Annotated in this window: 7 protein-coding genes; all 7 read right to left on the bottom strand. The window is 39.5% G+C overall.

The genetic code is table 11. The annotated features are described in order from the left end of the window. Positions 1-44: 44 nt before the first annotated feature. The 7 genes from D7D81_RS05580 to D7D81_RS05550 all read right to left on the bottom strand — a co-directional run bounded on the left by D7D81_RS05580 (position 45) and on the right by D7D81_RS05550 (position 12,736). Positions 45-401, bottom strand: a complete 357-nt coding sequence (locus tag D7D81_RS05580) for a PTS lactose/cellobiose transporter subunit IIA (RefSeq protein WP_125988094.1) — start codon at positions 399-401, stop codon at positions 45-47. A 43-nt stretch (positions 402-444) separates the two neighbouring features. Continuing rightward, positions 445-1,656, bottom strand: a complete 1,212-nt coding sequence (locus D7D81_RS05575; RefSeq protein WP_125988092.1) for a PTS sugar transporter subunit IIC — start codon at positions 1,654-1,656, stop codon at positions 445-447. Between the two features lie 18 nt (positions 1,657-1,674). Then, positions 1,675-1,983, bottom strand: coding sequence for a PTS sugar transporter subunit IIB (locus D7D81_RS05570; protein WP_125988090.1), 309 nt, complete (start codon positions 1,981-1,983; stop codon positions 1,675-1,677). Positions 1,984-2,235: 252 nt separating this feature from the next. Beyond that, positions 2,236-4,077, bottom strand: coding sequence for an excinuclease ABC subunit UvrC (uvrC, locus tag D7D81_RS05565; protein WP_286170255.1), 1,842 nt, complete (start codon positions 4,075-4,077; stop codon positions 2,236-2,238). A gap of 9 nt (positions 4,078-4,086) precedes the next feature. Further along, the gene (gene uvrA, locus D7D81_RS05560) at positions 4,087-6,933 is read right to left on the bottom strand and encodes an excinuclease ABC subunit UvrA (RefSeq protein ID WP_125988086.1); all 2,847 of its coding nucleotides are present in this window, start codon (positions 6,931-6,933) and stop codon (positions 4,087-4,089) included. Between the two features lie 27 nt (positions 6,934-6,960). Then, positions 6,961-8,979 (bottom strand): excinuclease ABC subunit UvrB, encoded by a 2,019-nt coding sequence (gene uvrB, locus D7D81_RS05555; RefSeq protein WP_125988084.1) that lies wholly within the window; start codon positions 8,977-8,979, stop codon positions 6,961-6,963. A gap of 385 nt (positions 8,980-9,364) precedes the next feature. Further along, positions 9,365-12,736 (bottom strand): hypothetical protein, encoded by a 3,372-nt coding sequence (locus D7D81_RS05550; RefSeq protein ID WP_125988082.1) that lies wholly within the window; start codon positions 12,734-12,736, stop codon positions 9,365-9,367. Positions 12,737-12,749: the final 13 nt, after the last annotated feature.

Raw genomic sequence — 12,749 nt, 5'->3', positions numbered from 1 at the left:
TTTTACACTATTTTAAGGAATTCATCATTTCGAATTTCTTAATTCTACTTTTCTTCTAAAGCAGAAATTCTTTCCTCATATCCCTTAAATATCTTATACATCTGTTTTGTAATATTTAACTCACTAGCAATAGTCATTAAAGTATCCTGGGCATGGGTAAAAAGCAGGAGATATTCTGTTTCTTCTAAACTATTTTCTCCCTGAATTATATCAGTTTGTATGCCATGAGCTATCTTCATTTCCTTATGAGCCTCAGCAAGCTTTTTTTCATATAAATCAAAATCCTGTTTGGCAATTGCTTCCAGGGCCTCAGTAATGAGCATCCGGGCATCTCCAGCATGAATAATAATCTCCATTGCCGCTCTACCGATATCTCCATTGGTAGAATTTTCATTATTCATCAGCTATCAAACCTTTCCTTACTAATAAGATGAAATTTAAAAATTATTCCTTAGCTGTCTCTGCTTCCAGAGCAAATTGCTGTTTTTCATAGATCTTAAAAAAGGGCCACCAAATTATTGATGAAACCGCTACAACAAGTCCCAGCAAAATAATCCCTCTAAAGTCCTGAGTTACAATCCAGGTAGCAAAGGGGAATGGACAGTACCACATATCAAATACAGAACTTGGAATAGTCACCATCCCCATGTTTAATACCAGATAGGTAATAGCCGGAATAATAATCCCCTGCAACCACATTGGGATCATTAATATAGGATTCCAGGCAATACAACCAAAGACTACTGGTTCATTAATATTTAAAATACCAGGTACTAAACTGGCTGTTCCCAGGGCTTTTAATCTCTTAGCCTTTGATAAAACCAGCATAATTACCAGTGGTAGTGTTGCTCCAATACCCCCAATAGCAATCCAGCCAGAAAATATTACTTCAGATGTTGTAATAATCTCTGCTGCATTAGCAGTTATAGCTGTCAGGAAGATAGGTTTTGTAATTGGAGCCATTACCCAGGTGCTAATCCCCATCGAATACAGGAATACGTATAAGAAGTTAATCAACATAAAACCAGGCATTGTATAAGCAAAATTAGTAATTGGCTGAAAAACTGATTGGATAATACCATACATGTCCATATCCAGTATAAAAACAAATAACCAGCCAGTTACAATTACAAGAGCAATCGGCAGCATCGAATCAAACCAGGCCCTTACAAAGTCTGGTATAGCACTATCTTCTTTAAAAAATGAGAATTTTCCAAATAATAACATAATAAGGGCTGCAAAAATACCACAAATAATTGCAACAAACATACCCCCAGCACCAAAATAACTAAACTGAAATAATGTTCCTCCTTCAACACTAACTGGTTTAATAACCATCATAAAGAGTGCCAGTCCTGACATACCACCTACCAGACGCATTTTATGCAATTTCTTTCTCTCCATAAAATTAAAGGGCAACAAAAAAGCAATAAACAGTGCGATTAACCCCAGGGAATAGCTATTTAATGTCCAGAGATTTGGGAAATTTGGAATATAGTCCTGTAAAATCGCTAGTACAGTTACCAGAGAACCAACCAAAATCATTGGTAGAATCTGCATTATTGAATCTTTTAAAGTAAGAACCCAGACATTCCTATTAATTTTATTCATTACAGGGGCAAAATTCTCTTCCATCCAATCTACAAACTTTTGCATAATCTCATCACCCTTCCTTTATTCTAAGGATAAAATATGATCCAGAGCCATATCCCCATCTAAGATTGAATAATATTTCTGATCCATTAAAGCAACTTTAATATCCGTACCTGCCACCTTTTCTTTCAACTCTGCTACCAGATACTTCAGGTGTGGCCCAACCATCAGGTAATCAACATCATGAATATAATTTTCAACCTCAGCTTCACTTCGGGCTACTACAGAACATTCAATACCCCTTTTTGAAGCTGCTTTTCTGATATTTTTGGCCATAAACCCAGTTGAAGCACCTGAACCACATACCAGTAAAACCCTCAACTTTTCCATAAATTCCTCCTCCTCCTCCTTCTTCTTTAATAAACTTTAATAACAGCTTATATGATTTGTTTTAATTATATAATATCTTGATTTTTATCAACAACTAATCTATTTCCTACTTAGGGTGCAAAAGATTACTATAAGTCTAAGCCCCATTATAGCAGCAAAGCATAAAAACATATTTTTCCTTATAAAATAAAATTGCACCCTCCCTGTTGTAGTTCAGGAAAAATGCAAATATATTAAAGCAACACTCTTCTATTATGGTCTGGTGTTTTCCCTGAGGTAATCAAAAATAACCCTGGCTGTTTTGGAACTGACACCATCTACTGCCTTTAACTGCCCGATAGAAGCCTCCCTGATCTCAGCCAGTGAACCGAAATGCCTTAGTAAGGCATCACGCCTTTTAGGCCCTATTCCAGGTATATCATCCAGCATTGTATGTGTTAAACGCCGGGAACGTAATTTCCGGTGATAACTGACAGCAAACCTGTGAGCCTCATCCCTGACCCGTTGAATCAAATGGAGAGCAGCTGAATTCCGGGGGATGATAATTGGTTCACTCTGACCAGGTAAAAAGACCTCTTCTTCTTTTTTGGCCAGGCCGATAATTTCCTGCTCCGCAAGCCCTATTTTACATAAGATATCATAGGCTGCACTGAGCTGCCCCTTACCACCATCTATTAAAATCAGATCTGGCAGAGATTTATCTTCACTTAAGAGGCGGCTGTAACGCCGCTCAATAACCTCCTGCATCATAGCAAAATCATCAGGGCCCTCAATGGTCTTGATTTTAAAACGCCGGTAGTCTTTTTTAGAAGAATACCCCCCTTTAAAAACAACCATTGAAGCCACCGGGTCAGTCCCTTGAATATTGGAAATATCAAAACCCTCAATACGGTCAGGCGGCTTAGCAAGGCCCAGGTGCTGCTGCAGTATTTTAACAGCCTCTGTGGTTCTTTCCCGCTGATACTTCAACCTGATCAATTCCTTTTTGAGGTTTTCAACGGCATTGTCTTCCGCCATCTCAACCAGCCGCTTCTTCTCACCCCGTTCTGGTCTATATATCCTTATCTTCTTCCCTTTCTTTCCACTTAACCATTCCTTTAATAAATCAAGTTGCCCGATCATGGTACCCAGTAGTATCTCATCAGGCAGACTGATAGCCTGGTCATAGTACTGCTGGAGAAATGACCCCATTATCTCCCGGTCACTATCTCCCTGGGAACCTTCCATTATAAAATAGTCCTGACCAATTAGACGGCCGTTACGGATAAACAGCACCTGAATACAGGCCCAATCTTCTTCATTCCTGGCCAGAGCCACAACATCCTGATTAAGGTTCTTACCAGACATAACCTTCTGCTGAGCCGTTATCTTCTCTAAGGCCTTAATCGTATCACGGTAATGGGCAGCCTTTTCAAAGTCCTTCCTCTCTGAAGCCTGATACATCATTTCTTCTGCCCGTTTTATCAACTCACCCTGCTGACCGGAAAGGAAAAGACAGACCCGATCAATCAACTGGCGGTATGACTCTACATCAATCTCACCTGTACAGGGTGCCAGACACTTCCCAATATAGTAATTCAAACAAGGCCTTTCTTCAGGTTTATCAGCCCGCAAATCCTTCCTACAGGTTCTCAAAGCAAAGAGTTCTTGCAAAAGACCCAGTGTTTTATGAATAATATTTACATCAGCAAAAGGTCCAAAATAACGAGCACCATCATTTTTTACAATCCTGGTCTTGAAAATACGTGGAAAATCCTCATTAATACTCACCTTAATATAGGGGTATGTTTTATCATCCTTCAACCTGATATTAAACCTGGGCTGGTGTTTCTTAATTAAATTAGCCTCCAGGATATAGGCCTCTACCTCAGTATCGGTTACAATATAATCAAAATCAGCAATCTCTTCAATCAAGACCTTGGTCTTGTAGGTATGATTACCCCGCCGGAAATACGACCTGACCCGTTTCCGCAGTGATTTAGCCTTGCCCACATAGATAATCTCACCCAGTTCATCTTTCATCAAATAGGTACCCGGTCTATCTGGTAAACCCTTTAACTGTTCTTCTAATTGTTCATTCATATTTATCACCATCTACTATAACTAGCTATTGACAATAACCTTTTCTTTATCTGGAAACAGAACCTTCTGGAGGAAGTGACCGGTATATGATTCCTTAACCCGGGCTACCTCTTCAGGGCTGCCACAAGCGATCACCTCACCACCGCGGTCACCACCCTCTGGGCCCAGGTCAATAATATAATCAGCGGCTTTAATTACGTCAAGATTATGCTCGATTACTATTACTGAATTACCACCTTCCCTGAGCCTATGCAATACCTCAAGGAGTTTTTTTACATCAGCAAAGTGAAGGCCGGTTGTGGGTTCATCCAGTATATAGAGTGTTTTACCAGTACTCCGCTTGCCCAGTTCAGTAGCAATCTTAATCCGCTGGGCCTCACCACCGGAGAGTGTCGTTGCCGGCTGTCCCAATCGAATATAACTTAGACCAACATCACTGATAGTCTGCAGCCTGCGTTTAAGTGGCTCTATATTCTCAAAAAACTCCAGGGCCTCTTCCACTGTCATAGCCAGTATATCAGCAATGGTCTTGCCTTTATATTTAATCTCCAGAGTCTCACGGTTATAACGTTTTCCTCCGCAGACCTCACAGGGGACATAGACATCTGGAAGGAAATGCATCTCTATTTGAATAATTCCATCCCCTTTACAGGCCTCACAGCGCCCCCCCTTAACATTAAAACTAAACCTGCCTTTTTTATAACCCCTGCTCCGTGCTTCCTGGGTCTGGGCAAAAATTTTCCTGATATAGTCAAAGACCTTTGTATAGGTAGCCGGGTTAGAACGAGGTGTCCTCCCGATAGGGGACTGGTCAATATTTATTACCTTATCCAGGTATTCCAGACCCTCAATACTATCATGTTTACCAGGACGCGGTGTTGAATCATAGAAATGCTGCATCAACCTGCGTTTTAAGGTATTATTAATCAAGGTACTCTTACCAGAACCAGAAACCCCTGTCACACAGGTCAGAGTACCCAGAGGAATTTTCACATCTATCCCCTTCAAATTATGCTGACTGGCCCCTTTTATCTCCAGGTATTTCCCATTAGGCTGATATCTTTCTTCCGGTATGGGAATTTCATCCCTACCGGATAAAAACCTGGCTGTCAAGGAACCTTTATTAGCAAGAATATCATCTAAAGAACCTTCAGCCACAATCTCTCCACCATGTTTACCTGCCCCAGGACCAACATCTATAATGTGGTCAGCAGAACGGATGGTATCTTCATCATGTTCCACAACTATTACCGTATTACCCACATCACGGATATGCTGTAAAGTATTTATCAAACGGTTATTATCCCGCTGATGGAGGCCAATACTTGGTTCATCAAGTATATACAGGACACCAACCAGACCAGAACCAATCTGGGTTGCTAATCTGATCCGCTGGGCCTCACCACCAGAGAGTGTTCCAGCTGCCCTGTCTAAGGTCAGGTAATCAAGCCCTACATTAATTAAGAATTTCAAACGGTCTTTTATCTCTTTAAGGATTTCCTGGGCAATATAACTAGACCTTTGATCTAAGTCAATTTCATCAAGGAAGTTATAGGCCTCCTTGATATTAAAACTGGTAAAACTAGCAATGGAGATACCGCCTACCGTTACCGCCAGGACCTCCGGTTTTAACCTCTTTCCCTGACAGACATTACAGGGCCTATCATTCATAAAAGACTCCATTTTTTGGTGGATATAATTAGAATCTGTTTCACTAAAACGCCGTTTTAAATTACTAATAATCCCTTCAAAAACCGTATCATGCTGCCTTGTCCTCCCATAACGGTTGGTATATGGGAAAGACAGCACTTGATCTGACCCATAGAGAATCACCTCAATTATCTCCTCAGCCAGTTCACCTAATGGTGCACTTAAACTAAAACCATATTCCTTAGCCAGGGCCTTAAGGAGCTGTGGATAATACCTACTGGAGGAATTCTTCCAGGGTATAATACCACCATCATTAATCGGTCTATCCCAGTCAAGAATAAGGTCAGGGTCAAATTCCTTCTTAATCCCTAAACCATCGCAATTTGGGCAGGCCCCATAAGGGCTGTTAAAAGAAAAAGCCCGGGGTGATAACTCCTCAAGACTAATACCACAATCAGGACAGGCGAATTTCTCACTGAAACTTAATTCCTCACCATCAATTATATCAACAATTATCAGACCATCACCCTTTTCCAAGGCTGTTTCAACAGAGTCAGCTAGCCTTTCTCTAATACCAGCTTTAATCACAATCCTGTCCACAATAATCTCGATATTATGTTTGAAATTCTTATCTAAATCAATTTCTTCTTCACCAAGCATCATAGTTTCACCATCAACCCTGGCCCTGACAAAACCATCACGCAGGGCTCTGGTAAGGACCTTCTGGTGTTCTCCCTTCCTTCCCCTGACTACAGGTGCCAGAATTTGAATCCTGGTCTTTTCAGACAGGTCAAGGAGTTGATCAACTATTTCATCCACTGTCTGTGATGATATCTCCTGACCACATTCAGGGCAGTGGGGTATACCAACCCTAGCATATAATAAACGAAGGTAATCATATATCTCAGTTACCGTTCCCACTGTTGAACGGGGATTTTTACTGGTAGTCTTCTGGTCAATAGAGATGGCCGGTGACAGGCCCTCTATATACTCTACCCGGGGTTTTTCCATCTGTCCCAGGAACTGTCTGGCATAAGCTGATAGTGATTCCACATAACGCCTCTGACCCTCTGCATAGATAGTATCAAAAGCCAGAGAAGACTTACCTGAACCACTCAAACCTGTAATAACCACCAGCTTATCCCTGGGAATCTCCAGGTTTATATTCTTAAGATTATGTTCTCTGGCCCCTTTAATAATAATTTTATCTCTAGCCATAAAATCACTTCCTTATCTACATATCAATCATTTTTTCTTCTTTTTATTTCCCAATTCCTCTTCATATTCCTTAATCTCATCACGAATCTGGGCAGCCAGTTCAAATTCAAGATTATCAGCTGCTTCCTTCATCTCATTTTCCAGGTCAATAATTAAATGCCTGATCTCATTTGACGAGAGCTCTGCTTTATCTTCATCATATTTTGTATTATAGGTATTTTTCTTCTCTTCACTGACAACCATGTCAACAGGGCGCAGTACCTCCCTGACCGGTTTAACAATTGTTTCAGGTTTAATTCCATTCTTTCTATTAAATTCCTCTTGAATCTCCCGCCTCCTATTTGTCTCTTCAATAGCTCTGGCCATTGAACCAGTAATAGTATCAGCATACATGATTACCTTTCCCTGTACATTACGGGCCGCCCGGCCGATAGTCTGGATTAAAGAACGTTCAGAACGAAGGAACCCTTCCTTATCTGCATCCAGGATAGCCACCAGGGAAACCTCAGGCAAATCCAGCCCTTCCCGCAGGAGGTTAATACCTACCAGGACATCAAATTTACCAAGCCGTAAGTCCCTGATTATCTCCGAACGCTCAATGGTATCTATATCAGAGTGGAGATAGCGGACTTTAACCCCGGCACCAGCCAGAAATTCAGTTAAATCCTCAGACATCCGTTTAGTTAAAGTAGTAACCAGTACCCGTTCATTCCTCTCAATAACTATCTTTATCTCACTAAGGAGGTCATCTATCTGGCCCTCTATAGGACGAACCTCTACTTCAGGGTCAAGCAAACCAGTTGGTCGAATTATTTGTTCAACAACCTGTTGGCTGTGTTCCTGTTCATAAGGTCCAGGGGTAGCGGAGACATAAATAGCCTGGGGAACCAATTTTTCAAATTCCTTAAAATTCAAGGGCCGATTATCAAGGGCTGAGGGGAGGCGAAAACCATATTCTACCAGTTTTTCTTTCCGGGACCTGTCCCCAGCATACATACCACCAATCTGAGGTATGGTCATATGGGACTCATCTATCATTACTAGAAAATCGTTCTCCGGAAAATAATCCAGTAATGTATCAGGTCTGGAACCTGCCGGTCGACCTGCCAGATGGCGTGAATAATTCTCTATCCCCGAACAAAAACCCATCTGACTCAGCATTTCCAGGTCATAACTTGTCCTCTGTTTAAGCCGCTGGCCTTCAACCAGTTTATGATCCTTTTCCAGTTCATTTAACCTCTCTTCCAGTTCTTTGCTGATAGTCCTTACTGCCTTTTTTATCTTATCCTCAGGGGTAACAAAATGACTGGCCGGGTAGATAGTTACCTCCTGATACTCACCCAGCACCTCACCTGTCAGAGTATCTATTTTAGTAATACGATCTATTTCATCACCAAATAATTCTATCCTAATTGCCAGGTCATCATAGGCAGGAAAAACCTCAATTACATCACCCTTTACCCTGAAATGACCTCTACTAAGGTCAAGGTCATTCCGGCTGTACTGCATCACTGCCAGGTCTCTCAATATCTCTTTCCTATCTTTAAGATGCCCCACCTTAAGAGTACAGGATAGGTCCAGGTAATCAGCCGGATTACCAAGACCATATATACAGGAAACACTGGCAACTATCAAAACATCCCGGCGCTCAAAGAGTGAACTGGTCGCCGACAAACGCAGTTTATCGATATCCTCATTAACAGATGAATCCTTCTCAATATAGGTATCAGTCTGTGGCACATAGGCCTCTGGTTGGTAATAATCATAATAACTGACAAAATAACCGACTGTATTTTCTGGGAAAAATTCCTTAAATTCACTTGTCAGCTGAGCAGCCAGGGTCTTATTATGGGCAATAACCAGGGTAGGCTTATTTACCTTCTCTATTACAGCAGCCATGGCATAGGTTTTACCTGTGCCTGTAGCCCCCAGTAGCGTCTGATGCCGGTAACCCTTTTTAATCCCTTCAACCAACTTATTAATCGCCTGAGGCTGATCCCCTTTAGCCTCATATGGTGAATGTAAGACAAAATCTTTAGCCTGCATAAAACCACCTTCCAGTTAGAACAAAACGGATACGTTACCCAAACTTAATCAAATATATCAGCTTTCTTAAGCCAACTATTTATTACACATAGTTAATCAATAAACTATTAGCCAGACAAATATATTTGTCGGTCTTCAAAGTTATCCTCAATTTCAAAATCACATAATTTTCCTGAACAAATAGGTGAATGTATGTTCTTTCACCATATTATAACATCTAATTATAAATTTTTAAAGCCTTATTTTTAAAACATATTTTCAATAATTCAGCTAAACCCATCAACCCCAATTACATAGACAAATATATAAACCCCAGATCTATCTGCAAATCTGGGGTTTTATTTATTATGATACCTTATCTGTTATTTTAAACACAATATTACAGCTAAATAAACTTCACCTTACCATTATTAATCTCAACCTTCTTATTCCCAAAGCCTATTTCACTACCAGTTTTGGACAGCTTACCATATCCTTTTTCATTCTTAAGTTCTATTTCACCTTTCTTGATTACTGCTTGATTATCACTGCTGGTCATCTTGATTTCTTCTGCTGTTATTTCCAGTACTGCCTCTTCCTCTGGAGAAGCTATATATATCGAACCATTGTTTAGTTTTATAATATAGCCCCCAGGGGTTCTGATTGTTTTATCAGCAGGGTTCTGCTCTATCTCTCTTGCTTCATCTGTGGTACTGCTTTTTAAGGTAGCATATTTCTCGTTTTTGTTCCTGAAGTAGATATCTACTATATCCCCTATGTCAGGAGAACTGTAAGCCGCTGTATATGGCTTATCTATAGGAAACCAGTGGGCCTTATCTGTCTGATAATCATCTTCAATGTCTATAAAACTGACTTGGGCCTGGTGTTTTTGGTTGACTTCCCTAACCTCTGCCCGATAACTCCTGCCTTCCATCAAAAATTTCCTCTGTTTATTGAGAATTTTTATATTTTCTTCTCTGGCCAGGGTTAGTTCTGAGTAGAGGATACCCTTTTGCAGGTATATTTTGTTTTTGATAATACCCATTTCTACTGTAGTGTTATTTTCATGGTCTATAAGCAGCTCTACGTTTTTGCCTACTTCAAAGACATGGTCTGACCTGAAGTGTTCATGCTGGTAGACTTTGTAATACCTGTAAATAGTGTTTTTAGGCCCTGTATCTTTACACTTGGCCCAGTTATCATTGTTAAGTTCAACTGCCTGGGCTGAATGAAAGCCTAGCTGGATATTGATAGTTTCATTGTCATCTTTAGTGTCATCTACTATTAGTACCTGATCCAGGTAAGAGGCTATCCTGTTAATAAATTCCCAGTCGGTTTCCTTGTGTTGTAAGACCAGGGGGTATTGTTCTGATACTAAAGGGACTTCTCCTGCACTGCTTCTGGCAAAATTGATATTAAATTTCTCATTGGCTGTACTTAGTTTTTGACAGACCTGATTATAGCTTGTCCCCAGGTTTTGATATACCCTGGTATGTCTCTCTCTATCAAGGAGGATAGTATATGATACTGCCCATAGTTCCAGGTAATAGTTAAAATATTTATAGTCTATGTTATAGTCATTGATAATACCCTTGAAGAGTATTTTACTGTCATCATCATCATAAGTGATAATAATCCTGGGGTCTGCTTCTTTTTCCAGATAGTCCCGGTATTTCTCGGCGTTTTCATCTTTAATAACCCCGGCTATCTTTACTCTGCTGTGTTCATAGATGGATTTTTCTATGACCATTTCCTTGAGGTCTACAAACTCTACACAGTCAAACCTTACTTTATGATAGGCTGTATAGGTAACCGCCTGTTTATCATCTTCTTGCTGCCGGACTTTCTCCCTTAGGGTAATACCATAGTCTCCGTTCTGGAAACCTTCAATGATAAGCTCGTCTTCTTTCTGAGGGCCATAGATATAGATTAAATCACCACTTAACTGACCATATGTTGTTTTTTTATCCCTCAAGATGATATTTTTACCAAAGTAGGTATCACGCAGTGTTTTAATCCGGCCGGCAATATTAGCTTCCTCTCTGTCTTTCTCCTCATACTGTCCAGAAATATCCCGGCCATCTATCTTTATTCCCTGTTCCGGATTTTTATGGGTACTGAGGATGATAAAACCTGCCCCCTGTTGGGAGGAGAAGTTATAGGCCCCTTCCTCTTTATAATGATAATCATGGTCATATATCTTCTGATAATTGGCTGGTTTTCCATTGCTGCCATAAATTTTATTTTGTGATGGCTGGTCAAGTTCCAGTCTTATCTCTTCCCTCTGGTTATTGAAAACACCTGTTGAACTGTGGTATTTTATTACTTCTTCTGAGTCAATTTGACTCCCTAGAATAAGGAAGATATCATCAGCGCTTAGTTTCCATTCCCAGAGAGCGGTAATCTCTGCTGTTCTCATTTTTTCAAACTGTTTGATTACTGCCCTATCCAGGGGATAGGTTTTTTTCATTTCAGTAAATAGTTCTGGTTCCTGCTCTAACAGATATGAATGATAATGTAATTCATCTTCTTTAATAATCCCCCGCTCTTTCATACTATAATACAGCCTGTCCTCCACTATTTCCTGTATTTCTGTCTTATTTTTCCGCTGTGATATTTTAAAGATTTCCTTTATCAGGTTCTTATCAATAGCCATTATATCTAAGACTATGTCTTTAATTAAGGCCTTTAAATATTCATTATTTATTCTATTTGTTATCTCACCTAATTGGGGTTTTTTCTTAAATCTATTGATAAGCTCCCGATTACTGTCTTCTTCTGTTAGTAATACAAAGGGGGCAAATAAATCATCACTGGATTCCAGCAAATTATCGATATTATCTTCTTCCAGTATTTTAAGTAAGTAACATAATTCATCAGATGATCGGCCAGCTTGAAAATCTATATCAATAATATGCCTTATGCCTGTATGTTGATATAATCCAGCCAATATATTATCAGATAAAATATAATTAATTATTTTTTCATCTTCTTCTTTTCGCTCATTATATTTCTTATAATTATCAATCAGGTTCATCTTACGTTCAATTATTCTGGGATTAAAGTTTTCATCTACTAAATTCTTAGCCTCTTCTTCAGTTTTTTCCAGTTTTTCAATAAGTATCTTTTTTAGTACCCCTTTTATTTTATTGGTATCTAATCTTTCATCCCCTTTTTTTCTAAATTCACTACTTATATTACCATAATCACCTGCTTCTCCTTCACTATATTTTATTACCCCTTCATCGATTAAGGCAGATAAAAATAAAGACATACTATTCATTTTATAGCTTTCTTTTTGATTAACTATATTATCAATGTGCTGTAATAGACCCAGCTTATAGCCAAAAAATTCATTACCCCTGAACTTGAGGCAGTTTTCTAATCCCAAACTATTATAGGTTTTTACCTGATAGTTTAAGCCAGCCCCCTCTGACATTAAACCAAGATATTGGACTAAGGAACCGGCCAGGGCATGGCCTTCAAGCTGATAAATATATTCATCCCCATATTGCTCTATTTCTTCTCCATAGATTACAACTGCCTCATCAAAGTGGGCATTAGGGATTCCAGCTGTTATACATAAAGCAGTGTTTTTATCCTGTTTATTTGTAAATTCATAAGTAATAATTATTTTCTTCTCTGTTTCATACTTATCACTTCTACTTTTTAATTCTTCCTCTCCACTTAGCTTTAGTTCTTCTATTGAATCAACTAATTCCCTTTCACAATCCATTCCAAAGAGCTTTTTTAAGACTAAATTCTGCTCCCCACTCATCTCTATTCCCCCC

Origin of the sequence: Halocella sp. SP3-1 (assembly GCF_003953885.1) — a bacterium.
GTDB lineage: Bacteria > Bacillota > Halanaerobiia > Halanaerobiales > DTU029 > Iocasia > Iocasia fonsfrigidae.
Note: the sequence above shows the minus strand (reverse complement) of the source record. Positions and strands in the feature narration are given on the sequence as shown.

Coding starts and splice junctions, on each gene's coding strand:
- D7D81_RS05580 (WP_125988094.1), bottom strand. CDS start 401: ATGAATAATGAAAATTCTACCAATGGAGATATCGGTAGAGCGGCAATG.
- D7D81_RS05575 (WP_125988092.1), bottom strand. CDS start 1,656: ATGCAAAAGTTTGTAGATTGGATGGAAGAGAATTTTGCCCCTGTAATG.
- D7D81_RS05570 (WP_125988090.1), bottom strand. CDS start 1,983: ATGGAAAAGTTGAGGGTTTTACTGGTATGTGGTTCAGGTGCTTCAACT.
- uvrC (WP_286170255.1), bottom strand. CDS start 4,077: ATGGTGATAAATATGAATGAACAATTAGAAGAACAGTTAAAGGGTTTA.
- uvrA (WP_125988086.1), bottom strand. CDS start 6,933: ATGGCTAGAGATAAAATTATTATTAAAGGGGCCAGAGAACATAATCTT.
- uvrB (WP_125988084.1), bottom strand. CDS start 8,979: ATGCAGGCTAAAGATTTTGTCTTACATTCACCATATGAGGCTAAAGGG.
- D7D81_RS05550 (WP_125988082.1), bottom strand. CDS start 12,736: ATGAGTGGGGAGCAGAATTTAGTCTTAAAAAAGCTCTTTGGAATGGAT.